27 protein-coding genes and 1 riboswitch are annotated in these 25,451 nt (G+C 66.4%); of the genes, 11 read left to right on the top strand and 16 right to left on the bottom strand.

Annotated elements, in window-relative coordinates; translation table 11 throughout:
- Nucleotides 1-116: 116 nt before the first annotated feature.
- From QW845_RS31260 to QW845_RS31220, 9 genes are all read right to left on the bottom strand, one after another.
- Nucleotides 117-1,511 carry a serine hydrolase gene (locus QW845_RS31260; protein ID WP_315805360.1) on the bottom strand — a complete coding sequence of 465 codons (1,395 nt, stop codon included), beginning with the start codon at nucleotides 1,509-1,511 and terminating at the stop codon, nucleotides 117-119.
- Between the two features lie 506 nt (nucleotides 1,512-2,017).
- Nucleotides 2,018-2,488, bottom strand: coding sequence for a GNAT family N-acetyltransferase (locus QW845_RS31255; RefSeq protein WP_315805359.1), 471 nt, complete (start codon nucleotides 2,486-2,488; stop codon nucleotides 2,018-2,020).
- A gap of 45 nt (nucleotides 2,489-2,533) precedes the next feature.
- A riboswitch (SAM-I-IV-variant riboswitch) is annotated at nucleotides 2,534-2,643 on the bottom strand.
- Between the two features lie 152 nt (nucleotides 2,644-2,795).
- Nucleotides 2,796-3,044, bottom strand: coding sequence for a DUF3551 domain-containing protein (locus QW845_RS31250; protein WP_409997987.1), 249 nt, complete (start codon nucleotides 3,042-3,044; stop codon nucleotides 2,796-2,798).
- 171 nt (nucleotides 3,045-3,215) lie between these two features.
- The gene (locus QW845_RS31245) at nucleotides 3,216-3,827 is read right to left on the bottom strand and encodes a hypothetical protein (RefSeq protein WP_315805358.1); all 612 of its coding nucleotides are present in this window, start codon (nucleotides 3,825-3,827) and stop codon (nucleotides 3,216-3,218) included.
- A 539-nt stretch (nucleotides 3,828-4,366) separates the two neighbouring features.
- The gene (locus QW845_RS31240) at nucleotides 4,367-5,062 is read right to left on the bottom strand and encodes a VIT1/CCC1 transporter family protein (protein WP_315805357.1); all 696 of its coding nucleotides are present in this window, start codon (nucleotides 5,060-5,062) and stop codon (nucleotides 4,367-4,369) included.
- Nucleotides 5,063-5,122: 60 nt separating this feature from the next.
- Entirely contained in the window at nucleotides 5,123-5,671 is a 549-nt protein-coding gene (locus QW845_RS31235) for a cytochrome b (protein WP_315805356.1), read from the bottom strand.
- Nucleotides 5,672-5,779: 108 nt separating this feature from the next.
- Nucleotides 5,780-7,198: a sensor histidine kinase gene (locus tag QW845_RS31230; protein WP_315805355.1), complete on the bottom strand. Its 1,419-nt coding sequence runs from the start codon at nucleotides 7,196-7,198 to the stop codon at nucleotides 5,780-5,782.
- On the bottom strand, nucleotides 7,195-7,860 hold the full coding sequence (locus tag QW845_RS31225; protein ID WP_315805354.1) for a response regulator transcription factor: 666 nt from the start codon (nucleotides 7,858-7,860) through the stop codon (nucleotides 7,195-7,197). Before QW845_RS31225 ends, QW845_RS31230 begins: the two co-directional genes overlap by 4 nt.
- A complete protein-coding gene (locus QW845_RS31220) occupies nucleotides 7,861-8,166 on the bottom strand; it encodes a PepSY domain-containing protein (RefSeq protein ID WP_315805353.1) in 306 nt (101 codons plus the stop codon). It abuts the gene before it with no gap.
- A 346-nt stretch (nucleotides 8,167-8,512) separates the two neighbouring features.
- On the opposite strand from QW845_RS31220, the gene QW845_RS31215 reads away from it, so the two are divergent.
- Nucleotides 8,513-8,758 (top strand): hypothetical protein, encoded by a 246-nt coding sequence (locus QW845_RS31215; RefSeq protein ID WP_315805352.1) that lies wholly within the window; start codon nucleotides 8,513-8,515, stop codon nucleotides 8,756-8,758.
- Between the two features lie 35 nt (nucleotides 8,759-8,793).
- Here the strand turns inward: QW845_RS31215 and arsB are convergent, their stop codons facing one another.
- From arsB to QW845_RS31195, 4 genes are all read right to left on the bottom strand, one after another.
- A complete protein-coding gene (arsB, locus tag QW845_RS31210) occupies nucleotides 8,794-9,822 on the bottom strand; it encodes an ACR3 family arsenite efflux transporter (RefSeq protein WP_315805351.1) in 1,029 nt (342 codons plus the stop codon).
- Between the two features lie 4 nt (nucleotides 9,823-9,826).
- Nucleotides 9,827-10,354: an arsenate reductase ArsC gene (locus QW845_RS31205; RefSeq protein WP_315805350.1), complete on the bottom strand. Its 528-nt coding sequence runs from the start codon at nucleotides 10,352-10,354 to the stop codon at nucleotides 9,827-9,829.
- Nucleotides 10,347-10,709: a metalloregulator ArsR/SmtB family transcription factor gene (locus tag QW845_RS31200; RefSeq protein ID WP_315805349.1), complete on the bottom strand. Its 363-nt coding sequence runs from the start codon at nucleotides 10,707-10,709 to the stop codon at nucleotides 10,347-10,349. Before QW845_RS31200 ends, QW845_RS31205 begins: the two co-directional genes overlap by 8 nt.
- 91 nt (nucleotides 10,710-10,800) lie before the next feature.
- Nucleotides 10,801-11,451 carry a Crp/Fnr family transcriptional regulator gene (locus QW845_RS31195; protein ID WP_315805348.1) on the bottom strand — a complete coding sequence of 217 codons (651 nt, stop codon included), beginning with the start codon at nucleotides 11,449-11,451 and terminating at the stop codon, nucleotides 10,801-10,803.
- 76 nt (nucleotides 11,452-11,527) lie between these two features.
- Here QW845_RS31195 and QW845_RS31190 point away from each other — a divergent pair, with 76 nt between their 5' ends.
- From QW845_RS31190 to QW845_RS31170, 5 genes are all read left to right on the top strand, one after another.
- On the top strand, nucleotides 11,528-12,007 hold the full coding sequence (locus tag QW845_RS31190; protein ID WP_315805347.1) for a hypothetical protein: 480 nt from the start codon (nucleotides 11,528-11,530) through the stop codon (nucleotides 12,005-12,007).
- A 105-nt stretch (nucleotides 12,008-12,112) separates the two neighbouring features.
- On the top strand, nucleotides 12,113-12,430 hold the full coding sequence (locus QW845_RS31185; protein ID WP_315805346.1) for a metalloregulator ArsR/SmtB family transcription factor: 318 nt from the start codon (nucleotides 12,113-12,115) through the stop codon (nucleotides 12,428-12,430).
- A gap of 47 nt (nucleotides 12,431-12,477) precedes the next feature.
- A complete protein-coding gene (locus QW845_RS31180) occupies nucleotides 12,478-13,842 on the top strand; it encodes an NAD(P)-binding domain-containing protein (RefSeq protein WP_315805345.1) in 1,365 nt (454 codons plus the stop codon).
- Between the two features lie 43 nt (nucleotides 13,843-13,885).
- Nucleotides 13,886-15,073, top strand: coding sequence for an MFS transporter (locus tag QW845_RS31175; RefSeq protein ID WP_315805344.1), 1,188 nt, complete (start codon nucleotides 13,886-13,888; stop codon nucleotides 15,071-15,073).
- A gap of 161 nt (nucleotides 15,074-15,234) precedes the next feature.
- The gene (locus tag QW845_RS31170; protein ID WP_315805343.1) at nucleotides 15,235-16,809 is read left to right on the top strand and encodes an EAL domain-containing protein; all 1,575 of its coding nucleotides are present in this window, start codon (nucleotides 15,235-15,237) and stop codon (nucleotides 16,807-16,809) included.
- A 30-nt stretch (nucleotides 16,810-16,839) separates the two neighbouring features.
- Here the strand turns inward: QW845_RS31170 and QW845_RS31165 are convergent, their stop codons facing one another.
- Entirely contained in the window at nucleotides 16,840-17,268 is a 429-nt protein-coding gene (locus tag QW845_RS31165) for a CHRD domain-containing protein (protein ID WP_315805342.1), read from the bottom strand.
- A gap of 207 nt (nucleotides 17,269-17,475) precedes the next feature.
- Here QW845_RS31165 and QW845_RS31160 point away from each other — a divergent pair, with 207 nt between their 5' ends.
- Nucleotides 17,476-18,132: a TetR/AcrR family transcriptional regulator gene (locus QW845_RS31160; protein ID WP_315805365.1), complete on the top strand. Its 657-nt coding sequence runs from the start codon at nucleotides 17,476-17,478 to the stop codon at nucleotides 18,130-18,132.
- A gap of 2 nt (nucleotides 18,133-18,134) precedes the next feature.
- Here QW845_RS31160 and QW845_RS31155 read toward each other — a convergent pair whose 3' ends face one another.
- Nucleotides 18,135-18,851: a GntR family transcriptional regulator gene (locus QW845_RS31155; RefSeq protein ID WP_315805341.1), complete on the bottom strand. Its 717-nt coding sequence runs from the start codon at nucleotides 18,849-18,851 to the stop codon at nucleotides 18,135-18,137.
- Nucleotides 18,852-19,025: 174 nt separating this feature from the next.
- Between QW845_RS31155 and QW845_RS31150 the strand changes: the two genes are divergently transcribed.
- Genes QW845_RS31150 through QW845_RS31135 form a run of 4 tightly spaced genes read left to right on the top strand, consistent with a single transcriptional unit; the run spans nucleotide 19,026 to nucleotide 23,715 of the window.
- A complete protein-coding gene (locus QW845_RS31150; RefSeq protein WP_315805340.1) occupies nucleotides 19,026-19,919 on the top strand; it encodes a VOC family protein in 894 nt (297 codons plus the stop codon).
- Between the two features lie 25 nt (nucleotides 19,920-19,944).
- Complete coding sequence (locus QW845_RS31145; protein ID WP_315805339.1) at nucleotides 19,945-21,498, top strand: bifunctional 3-(3-hydroxy-phenyl)propionate/3-hydroxycinnamic acid hydroxylase; 1,554 nt, start codon at nucleotides 19,945-19,947, stop codon at nucleotides 21,496-21,498.
- A gap of 33 nt (nucleotides 21,499-21,531) precedes the next feature.
- Nucleotides 21,532-22,854: an MFS transporter gene (locus QW845_RS31140; protein ID WP_315805338.1), complete on the top strand. Its 1,323-nt coding sequence runs from the start codon at nucleotides 21,532-21,534 to the stop codon at nucleotides 22,852-22,854.
- Between the two features lie 9 nt (nucleotides 22,855-22,863).
- On the top strand, nucleotides 22,864-23,715 hold the full coding sequence (locus QW845_RS31135; RefSeq protein ID WP_315805337.1) for a fumarylacetoacetate hydrolase family protein: 852 nt from the start codon (nucleotides 22,864-22,866) through the stop codon (nucleotides 23,713-23,715).
- 144 nt (nucleotides 23,716-23,859) lie between these two features.
- Here QW845_RS31135 and QW845_RS31130 read toward each other — a convergent pair whose 3' ends face one another.
- Nucleotides 23,860-25,440, bottom strand: a complete 1,581-nt coding sequence (locus tag QW845_RS31130) for a DHA2 family efflux MFS transporter permease subunit (RefSeq protein ID WP_315805336.1) — start codon at nucleotides 25,438-25,440, stop codon at nucleotides 23,860-23,862.
- Nucleotides 25,441-25,451: the final 11 nt, after the last annotated feature.

Genomic DNA, 25,451 nt, shown 5'->3' with positions numbered 1-25,451 from the left:
TCCCCCACCAAGCCAACGCGTCCTCGGAACAGCCGGCGTTCACGACGAAACTACTGCCGAGTTTTTCAACGGAATCGACCCTGAACCGACGTCGCGAGCCGATTGCTGCATGCAGATCACTGAGGCAGCGCCACCCCGGCGATTTGCATGACGCCAAGCTGGTCGAACAACTCAATCTGCTCACCGTTCAGCACTGGAATGTAGCAACGACGTCTAGCAGCCGAGACCAAGATACAGAGCTTATCCTCCGCGACCGCCCATGTCCCCGTTGCAGGCCCAAAGGACTCGTCCCAGTGCGGATAAGTCATCCGGCCGTCGGGCTCGAATCGCATGGATAACGGACCATTCTTGAGCTTCGGACCGAAGCTGATCGTCTTGCCCTTGAATTTTGCGGCCAGGGTCTCACCTGTCGGTCTTTCGCCGGTTGCTGCGGTGAGCGAGGCATCGGGCCCCGGATCATAGCCATCGGCCTTCAGGATGAGCCAGAAGAGCCTAGCCATGTTGCGAAATGAAGGTTCGACGTACGGCGCATCGCGGTCGACACGATGCACCACGACAAGGTCGAGTGCGGGTACGACTAAGGCGTATTGGCCGCCGGCACCTTGGGCCATAAAGCTGCCCTCGGGCAAAGTCACCGTAGGCGCAACGTCACCGCCCAGAAAGCCGATCCACCAGAGATAGCCATAGCCCATCCCGAACGCTGCTTTCGAATAGCTGCGCGTGCTCTCTTCCACCCACTCCCGCGGCACGATCTGGTGTCCGGCCCAATTGCCTTTGTGAAGATAGAGAAGTGCAAAACGCGCCAAGTCCCGTGCGCTCATGCGGATCTCATAGGCGGGGTGGATAGACGCTTCGCCGCGGACGTAGCTGCCATCCTGTGGCCGGTAGTCCTGCATGCCGATTGGCTTTGCGATCTTTTGGTCGAGCGCCTCGAAGAGGCCGATGCCAGTTGCGTGCTCGTAGATCGTGCCAAGCGCGTTGAAGTCCCAATTGTTGTAATACCAGAAGGTGCCGGGCGGGTGACTGCCGCGCGGCGGTCTCATCTTGGCATTGTCCGGCGTCTCATAGAGCGCCGCGTGGTAGACCCCGGAACGCGCTTCGAGGAGTTCGCGCACCGTCGCGCCCTTCTCGACCCCGGTCAAGCCAGGCGGGTTATCGTCGATGCCAAGTTCGCCAAGCGTGCTGTCAAGGTTGATCTGGTGATCCGACACTGCGATGCCGATCAGGGCGCTGAGCATGCTCTTGCGGATTGAAGCGACTTCCATCGGCTTCGTCGTACTGCCCCACTCGGCCACGACCTTGCCGTGCTGAACGATCACAACCGCGCTCGAATGAATCTGATCCGAAAAGGATCGCGCTTGGGTCAATCCGGTTTCTGACCAACCCAATTCTGCAGGCGTGACGCGCTCCCACTCCGCTGCTGGGAAGCCATCTTCAGCTTGGGCATGCTCGAACCGAACCAAAGCGCCGAGCAGCAGCACGACAGCGAAAACAATCTGGCGAATATGCATAGGATGATCCCACCCGTTGCGAGCTTGACCAGATTGCTACACACTAATCATTAACGGAATTAAGCAGAACGCCTGTTGAAGTGTTTTCTTTGGATACCCGCCAACCATCCTCATGGCGACGTCTCTTGTTGGCCCACAACGGACATGGAACGAACGGAACTCCCTTACGACCAAACTGTGTGACCGGCTGGTGAGAAATCGCTACTCATCCTTATTCAACGCGGCGATGAGGACGCCAACCTCTTCAACAGGTAAGGATCGTCACGCGCTATCAACTCTTCTGTCCTTGGGAGCTTTCCGAAAGCAAACCGTGCCTCCTCGATGCAAGAAAAATAACACAAGCATCTCCGTGCCATCTGAATGCTCGACCTCAACCATGTAGGATGCTAGCGATGGCGGAGTAACCACCCCATGTAAGGCTGGTCTGAGAGGCGATCTCGATTGTGCAACACGATCGAAAAGCAGACTTGATCATCTATTCCTTGTCGTCACATCGCCCTCGACCATCATTTCGTCAGCCATCTCTCGAAGTACAAATTGATCGGGTTGGAAACGTAAGGGCCATACGCTGGGCACGGAACGAACCCCTTCGCCCGATAGAGCCTCTGGGCATCGGGAAGAAATTCCGTGGTTTCCAGCCGCAGAACCGACAGCTTGGCGGTCAAGGCCGCTTCCACAACGCGCGTCAGGAGCCTGCTGCCTATTCCAGTTGTCCGAGCCTCGGTGACGACATACATGCGCTTCACCTCCCCGGTACCATCCGCGAACACCTGCAGCCCTGCACAGCCAACGGCTTGTCCGGCAATCCGCGCGATAAACATTTGCGTGTCGTCGTGCGCTAGCCGATCAATTGGAGAGCCGTGATTCCTCTCCACCCCGCAGACCTTGTTTAAGAAATCGTCCAGCGCGGTTACGAGATTAATCAGGTCCGGGGACCTTGCATCGGCCAGCTCAATTTCGATTCGATCGACAGTCATTCTCGTCCCCTTCTTCGAAGAGATGAGCGCATGACGCCGTGGTGGCTTGTCCCGTTTAGTTGCCGGACCGGCCACATCTTCTTCCGAAGGAAGAAAGCCACCTTGCTCGGGGAGCAGGTTGGCGCTGGGCGTCGGCCCAACTCTTGATGTTGGAGTTGACGATAGCGGGCACTATCGAGCTTGGCAAGTACGCCCCCAGTTTGAGGAACAACGCGTGGCCGCTCCTGGCTCATCTCGAACCTTTTGGTCGGCTCCGACGATGGCCGCTCCGTCGAAGATCGGGGTCTTGTCAGACCACAATCAGCGCCTACCGGGGAGGCCGACGGCGGCTCGGCTCAGGCGGGCGCTGTGCATAGGGGTTCGGCAAGCACATGGCCGAAAGGCCCGCGGCCCCCGCTCTGCACGCCTCCCACGACCTGTACTGGCACGCGATCGTGCTGGACCCGCCCCAGTCCCATGTCTGGAGGCACACCGGATCATTGCCATCGAACCGCTGAGCCGCGGCTGGAGCGGTTGCAAGCACGATGATTGAAGTCATGAGGAGAAGCGCGCGCATCATCAGCCATCATGACATGAGGCTGACCAATCCGAAAGGGTCTGCCGGCGCGGCCACGTCCAGGCGGGCTTCATCCGCAGGCGCGGCGGGTTTCGGTATCCGCGTCGTCAGGTGACCCTCTCTTGCTCCACGAAAAGCAGGCGATCGCAGCTAGCTTCGGCGGCTCATGACTCAGAAATAGGAGCGCGGCTGCTGCTTGATATGTTGGCCGAGGTAGCGTCTCACGGTCGAAAGATTTTTCGGTTCAGAAAGCTTCTCAAATACCTGATGCACCAATTCATCGTGATCGGAGGCAACCATTGCGACGGCGTCCCTCAGGTTTCTAAGCTGACGCCAGGAAAGAGCAGGCTCCGCTGCTGCCACCAAAGCCCAAAATACAGGGCGCCATAACCCGGTGTCGAAGGGCTTTGACGCTTGAAATATGGAAAACAGCGCCTCTGAACGACTCCCCATGTTTTCAATGGCGCTGGAGGCAGCGACATACTTTGTGAGAAGTTCTTTGGCGGGTGGCCCGTTGCCGCGCTCGAGGTATGCCCTGATCGGCCATGCCGAGACGGCTACACGATTGAAAATATCCTCCTGACAGTCGGCTGCCAGAATCGCCTCTTCAAGGAGGCGGCTATACCTTTCATCGGGCCAATGGCGTGCGACGTGAGATAACGCCTGACACCTGAACCAAGGTGCTTCTATCCCCCTTGCGACGCTTAGCGCTTCGTCAGGGCGAGCAGATGCGAGGCGGATCGCGAGGTCTCTTGCTTTGGTCGGGGTCAGGGTCTTGCTCACCCAAACCGACTACCATAACTCCCCGCAACGGCCAATTGGATGGAACGTCAGATTCTGGCCTAAAGGTGAGCTATGCTGGTTCAAGGCTGACGCATGGTCTCAACCCAACGCCGTCGTCAGGACGTCCAGATCCGCAGAGCACCAACAGTCTCGAACTCGGCGAGCCTAAAGCTCTTTGTCACAGACAACGCTGCCGTAGGGTGGGCAAAGCGACGCCAAGGGCGGCGCGTGCCCACCATCGGTGGCGCTGGGTGTAGGCGGTGGGCACGGCGCGCGTGAAAGCTCGCCCGACAAGGCCGCATCCCGGCGCGCCTTTGCCCACCCTACGGCAGGTTGTTAGTTCAGCGTGCCATCAATCTTGACGCTGCTGGCAAAGCGGCGCGTGACCACCATCGCCACCGCTCGAAACGCGCGGTGGGCCCGATGCGACGCGGCGTTGCCGCGTACGCCTCTTTGCCCACCCTACAGCTCGGGTGACGGGATCATGACCGGCCCGGTGACCTTCGTCCGAACGGCCTAGACCGCAATCCCGCTCCACCTCACCCGAACAGATGCGCCAGCCAGAACGCGGCGCCGGCGGCGAGGCCGCCGACGAGGGCGGTCTGCAGCGCAGACTTGATCTTGTTGACGCCGGTGAAGTGGCCCTTGATGGCGCCGAAGATCAAGAGCGCAATGCCAGTGGCGATCACGGAGATGCGGAGCGCCGACGAGATGTCGGCCGCCAGCATGTAGGGGATCAGCGGGATCAGGCCGCCGATCACGTAGGAGCCGCCGATGGTCACCGCGCTGACCGGCGCGCGCTTCGGATCCGGGCGTTCGAGGCCGAGCTCGAAGCGCATCATGAAGTCGACCCACCGCTTGCGATCGGACGCGATGGCGTCGACCACGGTGGTCAAGGCCTGGCCTTCGAGACCATAGCCGCGAAAGATCGCCGCGACCTCCTCGACCTCGCGACCGCGGAGCTTCTCGATCTCGTCGTGCTCCCGCTTCTCCTCGGCGGCGTAGTGCTCTGCGTCGGAGCGGGCGGCGAGATAGCCGCCGAGCCCCATCGCGATCGCGCCGGCGACGACCTCGGCGAGGCCGGCCGTGACGATCACGTCGGTCCTGGCGACCGCCGCCGAAAGACCGGCGGCGAGCGCGAACGGCACGGTGAGGCCGTCGGCCATGCCGATGACGACGTCGCGGACGACCTCCGACGCGGTGAAGTGCTTTTCGATGTGCGGCGTTGCCGGCATGGCGGCCTCCGATGGCGTGTTCGACGGAGACCTTCTAGCAGGCCCGGATGACAGGCGCGATCACCGCAGTCCCGGCACCATCCGCCGCAGGGTGCGATCGTGCAGCCAGTAATGGTGCAGCAAGGCGGCGCCTGCGTGCAGGCCGATCAGGATCATCAGGCCATTGGCCAGCGCCTCGTGGATCTCCTTCATGTCGTGGGCGAAGCCGCGGTCGCCGATCCAGGGTGAGGCGATCTCGAACAGGCCGAACACCGGCAAGCCGTAGCCGCGGGCAAACTGTGTGACGATGCCAAGCACCGGAATGGCGAACATGATGCCGTAGATCAGCAGATGCGTGATCTCGCCGACATGAACGGTCCACGCGCCGAATTTGGTCGCTTCAGGCACCGGCGGCGGATCGGCCAGGCGCCAGGCCAGGCGCGCCAGCGCGAAGCCGAGCATCGACAGCCCGAGCGAGACGTGCATGAACAGGCCCATGTCATGAGCGGGACGTGGCAGCACGTCGCCGAGATGGCCTGAAATCCAGGCCGCCGGCACCAGCACGGCGACGATCCAGTGCAGTGCGATCGCGACGGAGCCATACGTCTTGGCGGAGTTTCGAATGCGCATGATCAGCTTCCTTCGGCCATTGGCCCCCGCTGCCGGCAGGCCGGAGCGCGGGGTGGTAGGACCGGAGGAAATAGCCGACCGGGGGCGTCGCGCCGCTGACGCGGGATGTCAGCCTGCTGTCAGAATGGACGGCGCCGGGGTGGCCTGCGACGTCGCGGGGTGCGACCAGCGGAGCGCCGAGACGATGGCCGGCGCGATCGTGATCCTGGCGCCGCCGAGCTGGGAACGTCCGATGTGCAGCCGCCAGCCATAGGCTTCGAGCACGTCCTGCACGATCGCGAGCCCCAGCCCGCTGCCCGGCCCCTGCTCATCGAGGCGGCCGCCGCGTTCGAGCACGCGGCCGATCTTCGCGTCCGGAATGCCCGGACCGTCGTCCTCGACAGTGACGATCAGAGGGGTCGCACTGGCGACGATGCGAACCGTGCTCGCCGCATGACGCGCGGCGTTCTCCAGGAGATTGCCGAGCACCTCGGCGAGATCCGTGCGGTCCATGCCGACGCGCAGGCTTGGAGGCACCTCGCCATCGAAGCTGACATGGGCGGCCGCCGGCGTGCGGCCGAGCGTCCCGAGCAGCGCATTCACCAGCGGCGCCAGCTCGGTTGCGGCCTCCGGCCCGCCGCGAGCCTTGCCGCGCAGCCGCGCCAGCGCCAGCTCGCGATCGACCTGCCGGCTCATCGCCTCGGCGACATCCTCGACATTGCGCGCCAGCTCGATCTGGCCGAGCTCCTTCAAGCGCGCGGCGTCGGCCGCGAGTGCGGCGAGCGGCGTCTTGAAGCCGTGGGCGAGATCGGCCGCACGGCTGCGCGAGCGCATGATCTCGCGGCTCTGCGCATCGAGCAGCGCGTTGACCTCCTCGACCAGCGGCGCCACCTCGGTCGGCACGTCCACGGGAAGATGCTGGCGCCGGCCGCTGCGGATCTCGGCGACGCCACGGCGCAGCACGCCGAGCGGACGCAGGCCGAGAGTGACCTGAACCGAGGTGCCGACGGCGAGGATGACGGCCAGCACGGCGAGCGCGATCGACAGATCCTTGGCGAAGGTCCGCACCGCACTGGTGGCGCCGTCGAGGTCGTAGGCCACGGCCGCGCGCACGCGGATCTGGCTTTCCGGATTCATCAGGATGCCGCGCTCGGCAACCAGCACGTGTTCGCCATCCGGCCCGGCGAGCTCATGCTGATGCACGTCGCTCGGTCCGGGCTCGTCGATGGGCAGCGGCAGGATGGTGTCCCACAGCGAGCGCGAGCGCAGCAACTGGCCGTGATCGTCCGAGATCTGCCAGTACAGCCCCGACAGCGGCACCACGAAGCGCGGATCGGCCGGCGGCCGCGCGACCACGATGCGCCCTTCTGCATCGACCTCGAGGCCGTTCAGCAATTGGCGCAGGTGGATGTCGAGATCGGAGGCGAGCGTGCGCGCGACGTGGCGCTTGAACAGCACGACCATGCCGAAGCCGGCGACGCCGAGCGCGACCAGCAGCGCGATGGTGCCCGCCGCCACCAGTCGCAGCCGCAGCGAGCCGAGCCTCATTCCGTCGTCTCCGGGATCATGTAGCCGAAGCCGCGGCGGGTCTCGATGATGTCGGCGCCGAGCTTCTTGCGCACGCGCCGGATCAGCACCTCGAGCGCGTTGGAGTCGTGCTCGTGGCCGAGACCGTAGACGTTCTCCTCCAGCTCATGCTGCGGCACGACGCGGCCGCTCTGCCGCAGCAGATAGGCGATCAGCCGGTATTCGAGCTGCGACAGCGTCACCGGCACGCCGGACAGGCTGACCTTCATCTGGCGCTCGTCGAGCATCAGGTCGCCCGACGAAAGCACCGGAGCGGCATGGCCGGCGGAGCGCCTGATGATCGCGCGCAGTCGCGCCAGCAGCTCCTCGTTGCGAAACGGCTTCGGCAGATAATCGTCGGCGCCGGCATCGATGCCGTCGACCCGCTCGGCCCAGCTCGCGCGCGCCGTCAGGATCAGCACCGGCATATGCCGCGCCGCGCCGCGCCAGCGCTTCAGCACCGACAGGCCGTCCATGCCGGGGAGGCCGAGATCGAGGATCACGGCGCCATAGTCCTCGGTGTCGCCGAGAAACCAGGCCTGCTCGCCGTTGTCGGACGTTTCGACCAGATAGCCCGCCGCCTGCAGCGTCCGCGCCAGGTCGGACGACAGCCGCGGATCGTCCTCGACCAGCAGCACACGCATCTATTTTTCCTCGATCCGCTCGATCTCGCCGCTGCGCGCATCGACATAGACCTCGCGCACGCGGCCATCACGGCCGATCACCCGAAACTCATACCGCCAGCGGCCACGCTGGCGGTCGACATCGATTCCCATCACGTCGCCGGCGATCCGGCCGCGCAATCTCGGCAGGATCTGCGACAGCGGCAGGACGTCGCCCGCCTCCACCGCGCGACGCACGGCATCACGGCGCTCGCGATCGTCCTCGCGCGCCACCGTCGCCGCGGACGCCGCCGTCGAGATCAGCATCGCAAATGCCGTGATGCGCATGAACCGTCCGATTTGAGGCAAATGCATGATCTTCCCGGGGCCTGACGCTCTGATCTTCAAAGCTCGTCGTCATTCGTTGCGCGCGCGCCACTGGGTTCGAATTGCGGGGGTCGACTTGCGGAGCGTTCGCAGATGCTAAGGAGCTGGTGCGGATTTTAGTTTGAACTTCCGATGTCGGAATTGCGCTCAGGCCGATGCGCGGGTGGAAACTCGCAAGGGATCGGCATCCTGCCCGAGACAAGCTGACGTCTCGCTGACTCAACCTGACAGGATGCCGTCAGCCTCGTTGCGACATGATCCCGCCCGGACGGAGCGAGCCGGGGGCGCGGTGAGTTCGGAGACGAGAATGCGTAAGACGATGACATTGGCAGCCGTGCTGGCGGGGCTGGGCGGCCTCCTGGGGATGTCACAAGCCGGCCGGGAGACGGCACCCACGCTGGTGCCGGTGGCCCGTGCCGATGACGGCACCCTGGCGGCCTATGCGCATCTCGCGGCGCTGCATGCGCGGGCCGACAGCCAGCTGCTGAGCTACGAGCCCGCGCGCCGGGACCGCGAAGGCGACGACGACGATCAGGACGAGCCGCGGCGGTGAGGCGAACCGGCTTCTGACCAAGGCACGGACCAAGGCTAGGCCGGCAGGCCTGCTTCGTACCAGCGACGCGTCGCCCTGACGATGCGCACGACCGAGAGCATCACGGGGACTTCGACGAGAACCCCGACGACGGTCGCGAGCGCAGCCCCCGAGTCGAGCCCGAACAGGCTGATCGCGGCGGCAACCGCCAGCTCGAAGAAATTGCTGGCGCCGATCAAGGCGGCCGGAGCCGCGACGCACCAGGCCACGCCGAGCCGGCGGCTCAGCCAATAGGCGATCCCCGCGTTCAGATAGACCTGGATCAGGATCGGCACGGCCAGGATCGCGATGACGACCGGCTGCTTCAGGATCTGCTCGCCCTGGAAGCCGAACAGCAGCACGAGCGTCCCGAGCAGCGCCACGAGCGAGACCGGTTGCAGCACCCGCAAGGCGCGCTCCAACGCCCCGTCCGTGCTACGCAGCAACGCACGGCGCCAGAGTTGCGAGACGATGACCGGCACGACGATATAGAGCAGCACCGACAGCAGCAGGGTGGTCCAGGGCACCGAGATCGAGGCGACGCCGAGCAGCAGGCCCACCAGCGGCGCAAACAGGAACACCATGATGACGTCGTTGAGCGCGACCTGGCTCAGCGTGTAGTGCGGCTCGCCGTCGCACAGATTCGACCAGACGAACACCATCGCCGTGCACGGCGCCGCCGCCAGCAGGATCAGACCCGCCACGTAGGACGACAACTGGCCTGCGGGAAGCATCGGCGCGAACACGTGGCCGATGAAGATGCTGCCGAGCAGAGCCATCGAAAACGGCTTGATCGCCCAATTGACGATCAGGGTGACGCCGATGCCCCGCCAATGCTCCTTCACGTTGCCGAGCGCGGCGAAATCGATCTTCAGCAGCATCGGGATGATCATCAGCCAGATCAGGGCCGCGACCGGCAGATTGACCCGCGCCACCTCCGCCGACGCGACAGCCGCGAACAGCCCCGGCATCAGATGGCCGAGACCGATACCGACGACGATGCAGAGCAGGACCCAGACCGTCAGATAGCGCTCGAAGATCGTCATCGGATCAGGCCACGTCGGAGCGGAACGACGTTGCTCCCTCGCCCGTCCCGATCGCGCGCAGCCGCGTGCCGAGCGACATCGAATCGATGCGGCCGAGCGGCAGATTGATGAAGGCGTCGATCCGGTTCTTCAGATAGCGGAAGGCGGTCGTGAACGCCGCGAGCTTCTCCAGCTCCGTGCCTGCGGCCGCCGCCGGATCCTCGATGCCCCAATGCGCGGTCATCGGCTGCCCCGGCCAGATCGGACACGCCTCGCCGGCGGCGTTGTCGCAGACCGTGAAGACGAAATCCATCGCCGGCGCGCCGGCGGCGGCGAACTCGCTCCAGCTCTTCGAGCGCAGATCGTCGGTCGGATAGTCCATGCGCGCGAGCGTCTCGAGTGCCAACGGATGCACCGCGCCCTTCGGCGTGCTGCCGGCGGAGAAGGCGCGGAAACGGCCGGCGCCGTCCTTGCGCAGGATCGACTCGGCGAGCACCGAGCGCGCCGAATTTCCGGTGCAGAGGAACAATACATTGTAGATGCGGTCAGACACGGCTCTTCTCCTTGCGCTTCGGCGGACAGCAGGGGGTGAGACTTGCGATGACCGGCGCGCAGACCTCCGGCCGGCCGCCGCAGCAGTCCTGCAGCAGAAACAGCGCGACCTCGCGAAACTGCGTGAGATCGGCCCGGTAGACGATCGAGCGGCTGTGCCTGATCGAGCTGACGAGGCCGGCGCGGGCGAGCACGGATAGATGTGCCGACAGCGTGTTCTGCGGTACCTCCAGCAGACGCGCGAGCTCGCCCGCCGGCAGCCCGTCGGGCTCGTGCTGCACCAGAGTGCGGAAGGCCTGCATGCGCGTCGGCTGCGCCAGCGCCGCCAAGGCCAGAACGGCTTGTTCGTTTTCCATATATCCAGAATTATCGATATAACCAGCAAACGTCAAGGCCGGCCGCACCAGGAATGCACGACGGAGCGAGAGGCTCCGCAGACTGGAAGGCTCATCGCAAGCGCAGGCGGGTGCCGTCGACGATGAGTTCGCCGTGCTGCTCCATGCGCGCCAGCGCGCGATAGAGCGCTTCATGGGTGACGCCGAGCTCGCCGGCCCAGTCCTTCTTCGACCGGCCGAGCTCGACCTCGCCGCCCTCCCCTTCGGTCTCGATGAAATGCACGATCCGCTCGCGCGCCGTCTTCAGGCTGAGCCGCTCCGACTGCGCCCGGACCTTGCGCAACTCGCGGGCGAGATGGTCGCACCATCGGTCCCCGATCTCGGGACGGCGCAGCGCCTCGGCGAAGGCCTTGCGGTCGATCGCCAGCAGCGCCGAATCCTGCGCCGCGACGGCGTCGCAATGATACGTCGACTGGTCGAGGCTGGCCTCTGCGAGAAAGCCGCGGCGGGCCCGCTGCAGGACGATGTCGTCGCCGGCGCGCGAGCGGCGCACCAGCCTCACCTCGCCGGTCAGCACGAAGAACATCGCCCGCGGCCGATCACCCCGACAGAACACCGTGCCCTGGCGCGGCACCTGGATGCGCCGAGTCCGCAACCGCGCGGCCGCAGGCAGCGCGGCGAGCAACGGCGACAGCCGTGCAAGAGCGCGCCAGTCGAGCGGCGGGCGCGTGCCCTCGGGCGGGAGATGGTCAATCCTCGGCATATGATCTGGATCATATGCGCCGTCCGGCTGCGCGGTCTAGGGAAGACGTCACCGCGTTCGCTCAATGGAGGTCCTCATGCGCCTGCGTCTCGCCGCCGTTACGCTGGCCCTCGTCGCATCCGCCGGCATCGCGACGGCGCAGCACCACGGCCATCACGACCATGGCAGCCACGGGATGCTTCCGGCAGACCCGCGCGAGCGGGTGGCGTTTCCGCCCGACCTCGCCGAGCATACGCTTGCCAACATGCGCGACCATCTGCTGGCGCTGCAGCAGATCAACGACGCGCTCGCGGCGGGCGAGCCGGACAAGGCCGGCCAGATCGCCGAGCAGCGCCTCGGCATGAGCTCGCTGCGGCTGCACGGCGCCGCCGAGGTGGCCGGGTTCATGCCCCAGGGCATGCAGGAGGCCGGCACCACCATGCACAAGGCGGCGAGCCGCTTCGCCATCGAAGCGCAGAATGCGGGCGTGACCGGCGACCTCAAGCCGGCGCTGAAGGCGCTCGGCGAGACGATGGCGGCCTGCGTGGGCTGCCATGCCGGCTACCGGCTGCGATAGCGCGCCGGACGCGCCTCCCGCCGGCGATGCACCGCGGCGCGTTATTTCCAATATTCTAGAAATATCGTTTGACTTCGGCACGCCGCCTGCCCCATCCTGCTTGTCATGAAGCTCGATGACGCCGCTGCCCGCCTGGAAGCCCTCGGCAACACCACGCGCCTGAAGATCTACCGCGCGCTGGTGCGCGCCGGGCATGCCGGGATGCCGGTCGGCCGATTGCAGGAGCGGCTGAAGATCCCGGCCTCGACGCTGTCGCACCACGTCAAGACGCTGGTCGCGGTCGGGCTGATCTCGCAGCAGCGCGAGGGCACCACGCTGGTCTGTCACGCCGAATACGACGTGATGCGCTCCCTGCTCGGCTTCCTCGTCTCCGAGTGTTGCGCTGAGGAGCAAGGCTGCGGCACCGAGAGGCCGGCCGCCTGATCATTTGACAAATAATTCGATGATTCTAGAAATATGGGAGGAATAGCGTGATGGATGCCAAGACGGTTGCGATCATCGGCGCCGGCCCGGTCGGGCTGGCGGCCGCCGCCCACGCGCTGGCGCGCGGCCTGACCCCGGTCGTGCTGGAAGCAGGTCCAGAAGCCGCGCATGCGGTGCGGCAGTGGCAGCACGTCCAGCTGTTCTCGCCGTGGAAGTACAACATCGACAGCGCTGCGGCGCGGCTGCTGGCGGCGACGGGATGGACTTCGCCCGAGCCCGAGGCCTATCCGACAGGGCGCGAGCTGATCGAATCCTATCTCGCGCCGCTTGCAACGCGCACCGCGCTGCGCGACGTCATCAGAACCTCGCATCGCGTCACCGCGATCGGCCGCGCCGGCTTCGACAAGGCCAGGTCGAAGGGACGCGCCGATGCGCCGTTCGAGATCCGCGCCCACAACGGCAAGGGCGAGGCGGCGCTGCAGGCCGACGCCGTCATCGACGTCTCCGGCGCCTGGTTCTCGCCCAATCCTGCCGGCCATAGCGGGCTGCCCGCGCTCGGCGAGGCCGCGCATGCGGCGCGCATCGCCTACGCGATGCCGGACGTCCGCGGCGCGCAGCGCAGCCGCTATGCCGGCAAGACGGTCGCGGTGCTCGGTGCCGGCCACTCGGCGATCGGCAGCTTGATCGATCTGGCCGCATTGGCCGAGGTCGCGCCGGGCATGCGGGCGATCTGGCTGCTGCGCGGCGACGATCCCGCGAAGGCATTCGGCGGCGGCAGCGCCGACCAGCTCGCCGCGCGCGGCGAGCTCGGCCTGGCCTTTGCCGCGCTGGTGCGTTCGGGCCGCATCCGGCTCGAGTCCGGCTTCGGCGTCATCGGGATCACCGATGAGGACGGCCGGTTGCGGATCGATGCCGCGGGCGACCGCCACGTCACCGCCGACGAGCTGATCGTCGCCACCGGCTTCCGCCCCGATCTGTCGCTGCTGGCGGAGCTGCGCCTGCGGCTCGATCCCGCGATCGAGGCCCCTGTGGCGCTCGCGCCATTGATCGATCCGAACGAACATTCCTGCGGCACGGTGCGGCCGCATGGCGCACGCGAGCTGGCGCAGGCCGACGAGCCCGGGCTCTATCTCGCCGGCATGAAGAGCTATGGCCGCGCGCCGAACTTCCTGATGATGACGGGCTATGAGCAGGTCCGTTCGATCACCGCCGACATCGCCGGCGACAAGGCCGCCGCGCATCGTGTCGAGTTGAAGCTGCCGGAGACCGGCGTCTGCACCCGCGGCGGAGTGGAGAGCATTGCAGCCCTGCCCGGCTGCTGTGGCGGACCGGCGCCATCGGGCGTAGACAGTTGCTGTGCCGATGACGCCAAAGCCAAGGCGGCTGGCCGCAGCGGCTGCGGCTGCTCATGACGCCGAGACTTCGTGACCCAGAACTGAGGAGAGGTCGACGGGAATGCAGGCAAGACGGCTGGGCGTGGTCATCGCTCTCGGCACCGCCCAGACGCTGGCCTGGGGATCGAGCTACTATCTGCCCGCCATCCTCGCCGACCCGATCGCGAGGGATCTCGGCCTGTCCAACAACTGGTTCTTCGCCGCCTTCTCCGCCTCGCTGATCATCTCCGGCCTGTTGGGTCCGCGCATCGGCCGCCAGATCGACCGCGTCGGCGGCCGCCAGGTGCTGTGCGGCTCCAACATCGTGCTGGCGATCGGGCTCGCATTGCTCGGCCTGTCGCATTCGCTGTGGGTGATGGCGATCGCGTGGCTGTGGCTCGGCGTCGGCATGGGGCTCGGCCTCTATGACGCCGCGTTCGGCGCGCTCGGGCGCATCTATGGCAAGGATGCGCGCGGCGCGATCACCGGCATCACCCTGATCGCGGGCTTTGCCTCCACCGTCGGCTGGCCGCTGAGCACCTGGGGGCTCGCCACCATCGGCTGGCGCGAGACCTGCTTTGCCTGGGCGATCGCGCATCTCGTGATCGGCCTGCCGCTCAATCTGTCGCTGCCGCGCGCGACCCAGATGGCACCCGGCGAGATGCCGGGGGGCAAGCCGAACATTCCGCTCGATCGTCCCATGATCCTGATCGCGTTCGCGATGGCGGCGGCCTGGACCGTGACCGCGGCGATGGCGGTGCATCTGCCGCGGCTGATGCAGGCCTTCGGCGCAACCCCTGCACAGGCGCTGTTCGCGGGCATGATGATCGGGCCGGCGCAGGTCGCCGCGCGCGTGTTCGAGGCCGGCTTCCTCAGCCGCTTCCATCCGCTCGCCTCGGCGCGGCTCGCCTGTATCACCCATCCGATCGGCGCCGTGACAATCGGGCTGTTCGGCGGCGGCGCGGCGGCGGCCTTCGCGCTGCTGCACGGCTCCGGCAACGGCATCCTGACCATTGCTCGCGGCACGCTGCCACTCGCGATCTTCGGCCCCGTCAACTACGCCTACCGGCTCGGCCTGATCGGGGCGCCGTCGCGGATCTGCCAGGCCTTCGCGCCGCTGCTGTTCGGCCTGCTCATCGACGGGCTCGGCCGCGGCGTGCTGATCGTGTCGGCGAGCCTGAGCCTGTCGGCGCTCGCCGCCCTGATGCTGCTGCCGGCCGAGCGCGCCGAGACGGCGATGCCGCTCGACACCACCGACAAGGCGGCCTGAGCCGGTAGCCTTTCATTAACCAGCTTCCTGCGCTCACGGCCCACCGTGCCGCTGCGGACGGGCATCCTGGGGCGCATATACGGAAAGTTGAAGGTTGGATTGAAGGATACCCGTGGTCATACGGGGGCGTTCACGACACGATGGCATTGCAACGTAAACACATGCTTCGTGTCGCGGCGGTGGTCGCCTGCGTCGGGATCTTCCTGGCCGGCGCCGATCTCGCCGTGACCGCGCTGATCGGCAACCAGACCGCGCGGCAGCTCAGCGAGCTCAGCAAGCTGGCGCTGCGCCGTTCCGAGGCCGCGATCGACTCGGCCGGATCGATCCTGAACCGTCTGATCGCGAAAGGACCGATGGACTGCAGCGCCGTCGCGCTGCAGGCGCTGCGCCTTCACGTCTATCAAGGCACCATCATCAAGGACATCCGCACCGTCGATCGCGACGGCGCGGTCAAGTGCGCGGCCTATTCCGAAACACTGGAATTCGACAATGGCTGGGCGCGGCGCGACGAGATGTTCAAGTCCGCCGACGGCGAGCTGCGGCTGTTCCGCGTCGAGCAGTTCACCGGCGCCGCGTTCGGCGTGATGCGCGACATCGACCCGCAACGGTCGCTGGCGGCGATCCTGCGCATCGACGGCAATCTGCTGGACGTGATGCCGGTCGGCCTGCGCGCCGAGAGCAACGTCACCCTGACTTTGCCCGATGGCGAGCAGGTGGCCGGCTATCATCCCGACGCATCCGCCAGATCGCCGGCGCAGACCGTCGCGTTCACCACCGTGTCCGACCGCTATCCGCTGCAGGCCACGATCCATGTGCGGCCGCAGAGCCTGAGCGCGCGCGGCGACCTCGCTTATCTCCTGACGATGCTCGCCGCCGGCACGCTGGGCGGCATGTTCGGCCTGCTGCTGGCGAGCTACCTCAGCCGGCCGGTGGACCCGGTCGCCGAGCTCGACCGCGCGCTCGCGGCCAACGAGTTCAAGCCCTATGTGCAGCCGACCTTCCGACTGAAGACCGGCGACATCGTCGGCTGCGAGATCCTGGCGCGCTGGGAGAAGCCGGACGGCCGGCTGATCCCGCCGATGAGCTTCATCCCGCTCGCCGAGAGCTCCGGCCGCATCGAGAGACTGACCTGGCAGCTCCTCAAGACCGCCTTGCGCGAGCTGCAGCCGGAGATGAAGCAGGACAAGCTGTTCAAGCTGTCCGTCAACGTCACCCCGCGCCACCTGCTCGGCGACCGCTTCATCGACGATCTGCGCAAGACGGTCGCGTCGTCATCGGTCTCCACCCGCCAGGTCGTGCTCGAGGTCACCGAGCGCGAGGAGCTCGCCGATCTCGCCAAGGCGACTGATGTCGTGAAGGAGCTCAGCGAGCTCGGCTTCCGCGTCGCACTCGACGACGTCGGCATCGGCCATAGCGGCCTGTCCTATATCCAGCGGCTCGGCGCGCGCATCCTGAAGATCGACAAGTTCTTCGTCGACGCGATCACCCGCGACCAGTCCGCCATCGTGGTGGTGCAGATGCTGGTGGCGCTGGCGCGCGAGCTCGACATGTCCGTGGTCGCCGAGGGCATCGAGCATCAGGAGCAGGTCGATGCGCTGATCGCCTGCGGCGTCGAGGAAGGCCAGGGCTATCTGGTTGCGCCGCCGCTGTCGCTCGGGCGTTTCAAGCAGTTCCTCGACGTGCGCCGGGCCTCGGCCGTTCCCGGCCAGGCCGGCGAACCGGAACTGGCCGCGTGACGGCGAGCCCGCGCGCGTCGGGCACGCGCCTCACTGCCGGGTCATCTGTCCGCGAATCTCGCCGCCCGGGTTCGCCTGGGTGTGGACGTTGGCGTACCATTTGCCGGCCAGCAGGTCGGCCGCCTGAGCGTCCGTGATGACGGCCGAACCGGTAATCGGGGTCTCCGGGCTCTTGAACGGCAGCACGATGCCGGCATTCTTGCCGGGCTCGCTGGGACCGTGGAAATGCGCTCCCATCGCCGGCCCGGTGAGGCCCGAATAGGTAACCTTCCAGCTCAGCGTCCTGGTGGCGGTGTCGAAGCTCGCTTCGGCCGCGCCCGTCGCGGGCGAGGCGTTCGGCGGCACCTCGTTGGCGGCCTTGAGCTCGGACTTCAAGATGACGGTTTCAGCGCGCGCAAGCGGCGCGGCCGCGACGCAGGCGACCGCGAGCAACGACAAATGAACGAATGTCCGTCCCATGGTTTTCCTCCTAAATCGTTTTGTGCAGTCTCAGTGTTCGAGACCCCACGGGCAAGCCGATATTCCGTGGAACGCGTTAACGTCCCAGGCATGAGCAGCGGCCCCCGGCCGCGTTGATTGAACAATCCGGACCCCTGTGCCAAACAGGACGGGAACACAAAGGCCGCGAAAGAAAGCCTCGAAAGAAAGAAAGCCATGGCGGATCGAATGGTTGCTTCCAAGACGGCGCGCGGCAAGGTGGGGCGGCCTCCGCTCGAACGTGCCGGCGAGGTCGAGGAGCGCATTCTCGATGCGGCAAAGACGGTGTTCCTCGCCAACGGCTTCGAAGGCGCGAGCGTCGACGAAATCGCGCAGACCGCGCGTGCCGGCAAGCCGACCATCTACGCGCGATTTCCCAGCAAGGCCGCGCTGTTCGCGGCCGTGATCGCCCGCCATGCCGCGCGCAACACCCAATATGAGAACCTGGTGCCGCAGGGCCGCACCTTCCGCGCCCGGCTGATCAGCCTCGGACTCACCCTGATCGAGCGCGCCTTCGTCGAAGACACGATCGGCCTGATGCGGACCGCGATTGCGGAAAATCCGCGGTTTCCCGAGCTGACGCTCGAGATCCAGGACACCGCGCGCAAGCGCGCCACCTGCAATGTGAGCCATGCGATCGGCGAGCTCGCGCGCGCCGAAGGCCTTGCCGGCAAGGGCGCGTTCTCGGCCGACCGCATCGAGGACAGCGCACGGATCTTCCTCGATCTCGTGGTGTTCGCCGTGCTGATCCGCAGCCTGCTCGGCGAGGACATGCGCACCCTGAAGAAGGAAGCCCAGGCGCATGTCGAGAAGCGCGTCGACTTCTTCCTCGCCGCGACGACGTGATCCTAAATCTGCTTGTCCTTGCGCAGCTCCGGAAAGATCGTCTCGTCCTGCAGGATCACGTCGGCGGTGCGCTGATAGTGCGCCGTGAGCAGCGCAACCGCGCGTTCGGTGTCGGCGTCAAGCACGGCGTTCACGATGTCGGCGTGCTCGTCGCCGACGGGGCGTGACGGAAACGCCTTGCGGATCGACAGCCGGCGGTAGCGATAGAGCTGGTCGGCAAGCTGGCCGCAGAACGCGATCAGCGACTGCGAGCCGCAGTTCGAGATCAGGACCCGATGATAGATCCGGTGCAGCCTCTCCCACTCCGGATTGTCCTCGAACGTGGTCGCGCTGAGCGAGCGCGGCGCGCGGCTGAGCCGATGCTGCGCCAGCACCAGTTGCTCCTCCCAATCAGGCGTCGCCGCCGCCATCGACTCGCGCAGCGCCAGCGCCTCGACCCAGCAGCGCGTCTTGGTCAACTCGGCGAGCTCGGCGCGGCTGATGTCCTTGACGTAGAAGCCGCGCTGCTCGCGCACCTCGACCAGTCCGTCGGCAGTGAGGCGGTTGAGCGCCTCGCGCAGCGGTGTCTGCCCGGTCTGATAGGTCTCGGTCAAAAACCGCATCTGCAGCTTGCGCGACGGCGCCAGCCGGCCGGACAGCAGGTCCTCGCGCAGCCGGTCATACACATGACTCGCCTGCGTCGACGGGCCCTGCCCCTCGGCCTCCAAAACCGCATCCACGCCCGATCTCCTCTGAATCAGACGACATGTATAGAGCGAGGCTACAGAACATAAAATTTATAAATTCTGATTGATTCCTATTTTTTATGTAATAAAAAGGACGAGCCGGTTCTGCCGGCCAGGGATAGAAACGTCGCGCGTCCTCACCCGGGCATCGCGCAGGAGGACACGCTCATGACCCGGTTTCCGGTCGCGGCTCTGCGCAGTGTCGATCTGGGCACGCCAGATCTCGCGCGTTCGGAAGCGTTCTATCGACAGACCTGGGGGCTGGAGCGCGTCGCGGAGGCCCGCGGCATCGTCTATCTCCGTGCGACCGGCAGCGATCATCATGTCGTAGCGCTGCACCAGAGCGAGCGTACCGAGTTGAAGGCGGTGACTTTCCGCCTCGCCGAGTCCAGTGATTTCGGTGCCGTCAGCCGCAACGCCATCCATGAAGGCGCGACGCTGATCGCAGCGCCAGCGCCGAACCCCGGTCCCGACGGCGGCGTGATCATGAGCCTGCGCGGCCCCGAAGGCGGCGTGCTGCGCTTCGTTCATGACGACCTCAGGCACGACGCCAAGCCACCGCGGCCCGAGCTCCCCGAGCGGCTCGCCCACGTCAATCTCAACAGCACCGACGTCGATCGCACGGCTGCGTTCTACGAGAAGGCGCTCGGCTTCAAGCTGACCGATCGCTCCGCGGCGATGGCGTTCGTCCGCTGCAACTCCGATCACCATGCGGTGGTGATCGCCGCCGCCAAGGTCAACGGCCTCAACCACGTCGCCTTCCTGATGCCGACCTGGGAAGGCGTGATGCGCGGCGCGGGCCGCATGATCGATGCCGGCCATCCGATCGCCTGGGGCGTCGGCCGCCACGGCCCCGGCGACAATGTCTTCGCCTACTTCATCGATCCCGTCGGGACCGTGATCGAATACACCGCCGAGGTGCTGCAGGTCGACGACGACTACGTCGTGCGTGGGCCGGAGCATTGGGTCTGGCCGCCCGGCCGCACCGACCAATGGGGCATCGCGCCGCCCAAGGCCGAGCACGTCAAGGCCGCGCAGCTCGCGGTCGGCTACGCCGCCTGACTCGTTGTCCAACTCCAGAGTTTCCATGTCAGCCACGTCCGATCACACGCATTTCGAGGTTGCCGTCATCGGCTTCGGTCCGACCGGCGCCATCGCCGCGAGCCTGCTCGGCATGCAGGGCATCAAAACGCTCGCGATCGATCGCGCTGTCGAGATCTACGACAAGCCGCGCGCGATCGCGCTCGATCACGAGATCATGCGGCTGTTCGACAATCTCGGTATCGCCGAACAGGTCAGCCGGTACGTCGCGCCGTTCCCGGCGTCCGAGCATTTCGGCGCACGAGGGCAGTTGATCCGCCGCATCGACATGGTCGGCCCGCCCTACCCGCTCGGCTACACGCCGAGCATGGTGTTCACGCAGCCGCCGGTCGAACAGATGATGCGCGATCGCGTTCGCGCCTGTCCGTCGGTGACGGTCGAGCTGGGCACGAGCCTCGTCGCGATCCGGCAGGATGCAACGGCGGCGACCGTCGTGCTGCAGCGGGCGGACGGCACGACGCATCAGGTCACCGCCGACTACGTGATCGCCTGTGACGGCGCCTCCAGCACCGTGCGCCAGCAGCTCGGCATCAGCTTCGATGATCTCGACTTCGACGAGCCATGGCTGGTGGTCGATCTTCTCGTGAATGCTGGCAGCGCCGGCAAGCTCCCGGCCACCGCGGCGCAATTCTGCGATCCCGCGCGTCCGACCACCTACATCATCGGTCCCGGGAACCATCGCCGCTTCGAGATCATGCTGCGGCCGGGGGAAGACCGCCACGCGATGGAGCAGCCGGAGCGGGTCTGGCAGTTGCTGTCCCGCTGGCTCGGGCCCGAGGACGCCACACTGTGGCGCGCGGCGAGCTACCGCTTCCATGCGCTGGTCGCGCACCGCTGGCGCGAGGGGCGCGTCCTGCTCGCCGGCGATGCCGCGCATCAGCAGCCGCCCTTCATCGGCCAGGGCATGTGCCAGGGCCTGCGCGACGCCGCCAATCTGTGCTGGAAGCTCGCGCGCGTGTTGCGCGGCCAATCGACCACGGCCCTGCTCGACAGCTATGAAAGCGAGCGCAGCACGCATGTGCGCGAGCTCACCACGCGCATCAAGGCGATCGGCCGCGTCATCTGCGAGCAGGATCCCGCGGCCGCAGCGGCACGCGATGCGCGTATCCTTGCCGAAGGCGGCGGCGCGCCGCGCACCATCACGCGGCAGGAGATCGTGCCGCCGCTGACGCAGGGACTGCTCGCGACCAGGGCAAACGCGGCCAATGGCACGCTGTTTCCGCAGCCCTGGATCGTCGGCGACGGTGGGGGGCGAGCGCTGCTCGATACCATCGCCGGCACCGGATGGCGGCTCGTCCTCGACGGGCGGGGCGCGCTGAACTCGAGCTCGATCGACGCCGCGACCCGCGACGCCGGGATCAGTGTGATCGCCATCGGCGGTCACGGCTTGCACGAGGAGAGCGGCGTCGTCGCACGCTGGTTCGAACGCCACGGCTGCAGCGCCGCGCTGGTGCGCCCCGATCATTATGTCTACGGCGTCGCGACGGACGCGCCGGAGCTCGCCGCGCTGCTGAGCGAGCTGAACCAACGACTGCACTAATCAAAACAAGAGAATGTCAAACGGGGAAACGCCATGACCACATCATCGGACACCGCCAGACCCAGTGTGGGAGGACGCGCGATCGCCGTCCTCATCATGCTGTTCCTGTTCCAGACGCTGAACTTCTTCGACAAGCTGGTATTCGGCCTCTCGGCCGTGCCGATGATGAAGGAGCTTGGCTTGAGCCCGAAGGAGTTCGGGCTGATCGGCAGCAGCTTCTTCCTGCTGTTCTCGCTGTCGGGCATGGCGGTCGGCATGTTCGTCGTCGGCCGCTTCCCGGTGAAATGGCTGCTCCTGATCATGGCCGCCGTCTGGTCGGCGACGCAGATCCCGATCTTCTTCTCCGGCTCGATCGCCGTGCTCGTGATCTGCCGCATCATTCTCGGCGCCGGCGAAGGCCCGGGACTGCCGACCGCGCTGCACGCCTGCTACAACTGGTTTCCCCAGGACAAGCGCAGCGTGCCGAGCGCGGTGGTGCTGCAGGGCATCAGCGTCGGTCTGTTGGCCGGCGGTCCGATCCTGACCTATGTCATCGTGAGCTATGGCTGGCGCACCGGCTTCCTGTTCTGCGGCCTGCTCGGGCTCGCCTGGATGCTCGGCTGGTTCTTCGTCGGTGGCGAAGGACCCTACTCCGCCCATGCGCCGGAGGCTTCGGCGGCGAAGGACAAGGCGTTGCCGGCGCGCGTGCTGTGGGCCGATCCGACCGTGATCGGCGTCATCATCATGTCGACCGCGTCGTACTGGATCGTCGGCATGTCCGCGACCTGGCTGCCGCCCTATCTGCAGCTCGGGCTCGGCTACAAGCAGGTCGATGTCGGCTGGATCATCTCGGGGATCTACCTGTTCCAGTCGCCGCTGCTGCTCGGCGGCTCCTGGCTGACGCAGGTTCTGCAGCGCAGAGGCTTCAGCCTGCGTGCCTGCCTCGGCCACGCCTCCGGTCTCGCGCTGCTCGCCGCCGGCTGCGCGCTGCTCCTGAGCATCGTCACCTCGGGGCCGCTGCAGCTCGCCTGCATCGCGATCGCTTTCGCGGCGCCGAGTCTCACCACGATCTTCGGCCCCGTCGCGCTCGGCGCCGTGGCGCCGGCAATCCAGCGCGGCCGGCTGATCGTCGTGATCTATTCCGGCAACGCGGCCTCCGCGCTGGTGTCGAATGCGCTCACCGGCTGGATCGTCGGCGAGGCCGGCGGCAACGCGCCGCTCGGCTACGCCCACGCCATGACCTTCACCGCCGGCGTGCTGATCGTTGGCGCCATCTCGGCCTTCGCGCTGATCTTCCCGGAGCGCACCATCGCGCGCTTCGCGAAATCGGCGCAAGAACCGGCTTCTCCCTCCGCCGTAGCGGCGGTTTCGACCTGAGGACATCGGATGAGATTTGCAAGCTTCACCGTCGACAATGCGCCGACCTGGGGACTCGTCGAGGGCACCGACGTCGCCGATCTCGGTGCCGTCCTGCGCGACCGCTTCCCGGACCTGAAATCGGCGATCGCAGCGGACGCGCTGAAGGAGGCGGCTGCAGCGGCCTCAGGCGCAAGGCGGCATCCGATCTCGGCCATCAGCTTCCTGCCGGTGATCCCGAACCCGGACAAGATCCTCTGCATCGGCTTGAACTACGAGACGCACCGCAAGGAGACCGGCCGCTCCGAGGTCGAGAACCCCACGGTGTTCGGCCGCTTCGCCAACAGCCAGACCGGGCATCTCACGAATATCATCCGCCCGCGCGTCTCGACCGATCTCGATTTCGAGGGCGAGCTCGCCATCGTGATCGGCAAGCCGGGTCGCTACATCCCGCGCAGCGAGGCCTTCAAGCACATCGCCGGCTATGCCTGCTACAACGAGGGCAGCGTCCGCGATTTCCAGCGCCACACCCACCAGTTCACGCCGGGCAAGAATTTTCCCGCGACCGGCGCCTTCGGCCCGTGGCTCGTCACGCCGGACGAGATCGACGACCTCGGCTCGCTGCGGCTGCAGACGCGGCTGAACGGCGAGGTGGTGCAGGATGCGACGATCAGCCAGATGATCTTCGATATCCCGCGCCAGATCGAATACTGCTCCTCGTTCACCCGGCTCGAGCCCGGCGACGTCATCGCTACGGGCACGCCCGGCGGCGTCGGCTCCCGCCGCACACCGCCGCTGTGGATGAAGCCCGGCGATGTCGTGGAGGTCGAGATCGACAAGATCGGCCTGCTGCGGAACGGCATCGCGGACGAGGCGGTGTGAGCGCCCCTGATGTTCCTGACCGTCATTCCGGGGCAGCCCGCCAGGGCTGAACCCGGAATCTCGGGATTCTCGGGTGCGCAACTGCGCACCATAGTTCGATGCTTGCGCATCGCCCCGGAACGACAGCCGAACAACCGTGCTTCCTCAATGCGCCATCGCCGGGCCGCCGCCGAGCTTGACCTTGCGGAGCGTCAGCGCCAGCGGAATCGCCGACAGCGAGATCAGCATCAGCGCCCAGTAGACGTCGACATAGGCGAGCAGCGACGCCTGCATCTGAACGGTCTGGCCGATCCAGGCGAGCGCCTGCTGCTGCGCCTGGACCAGCGAGCTGCCATGGGCGGTGAAGTAGTTCGTCACCTGGTGCAACGTGTCCTGATAGGCCGGATTGGACGGTATGGCATTCTCGACCAGCCGGCTCTGGTGGAACTGCGCGCGATGCGCCAGGATGTTGGCGGCGAGCGACACCCCGATCGACCCGCCGGTGTTGCGCGCGGCGTTGATCAGCGCCGAGGCCTGGTCGGTCCTCTCGGGCGGAATGCCGTTGTAGGACGCGGTCGTGATCGACAGGAAGATCAGCGGCAGGCCGATTCCGATCAGCATGCGGGATTCGGCGAAGAACCAGAAGTCCACATTGGCATAGACCCGGGTGAGGTCATACATCGCGAAGGCGACGACCGCGGCGCCCGTCATGATCATGTATTTCGGCTGCACCTTGCCCGAGAGCCGTCCGACCACGAACATCATCGCCATGGTGACGAGGCCGCCGGGCGACAACACGAGGCCCGCCCAGGTCGCGGTGTAGCCGAAATCCTGCTGCACCATCTGCGGCAGCATCTGCGTGGTGCCGAGCAGGATCGCGCCGGTCGCCAGCATCACCAGGAAGCTGGCGCCGAACTGGCGCGACGCCAGCATGCGGACGTCGACCGTCGGGTTTTTCTGGTTCATCTCCCACGGGATCATGGCGATGAAGGCGGCAACGCAGACGGCGGCGGTGACCAGTATGAAGCGCGAGTCGAACCAGTCGTCCTCGAGGCCGCGGTCGAGCATCAGTTCGAGCGCGCCGAGGAAGGTCGCGACCAGCACGAAGCCGACGACGTCGAAGCCGTGCGCCTGCTTGCGCCGCTCTTCAGTGACAGCTTCAGGCTCCTTGAGGATCAGCCCGATCAGCAGCATCGCGGCGACGCCGACGGGGCCGTTGATCAGGAAGCACCAGTGCCAGGAGACGTTGTCGGAGAGATAGCCGCCGAGCGTCGGGCCGACGACGGGCGCGACCACGACGGCGACGCCGAACAGCGCGAAGGCCTGGCCGCGCTTTTCCGGCGGGAAGGAGTCGGCGAGGATCGATTGCGCGACCGGCACCATGCCGCCGCCGCCCAGGCCCTGCATGATCCGGAACAGCAGCAGCACCTGCAGATTCCAGGCGAAGCCGCACAGCACCGAGCTCAAGGTGAACAGGCCGAGGCACATGATGAAGAAGGTCTTGCGTCCCAGGCGCTTGGCGAGATAGCTCGACGCCGTCAGGATGATCGCGTTGGAGACGAGATAGGTCGTCACCACCCAGGAGGATTCGTCCTGGCTGACACCCATGCCGCCGGCGATATAGGGCAGCGCGACGTTGGCGATGGTGGTGTCCAGCACCTCCATGAAGGTCGCGAGCGCGACCAGCACCGCGATGATCCACGGACTGCCGGCGCGCGGCGCGGAGAGAGCGGCAGCCTCACGCATGGCGGACCTCT

It is taken from the genome of Bradyrhizobium sp. SZCCHNS3002, assembly GCF_032377435.1.
Classification (GTDB): domain Bacteria; phylum Pseudomonadota; class Alphaproteobacteria; order Rhizobiales; family Xanthobacteraceae; genus Bradyrhizobium.
The sequence above is the reverse complement of the archived record's forward strand: the minus strand, read 5'-3'. Positions and strand labels throughout refer to the sequence as shown.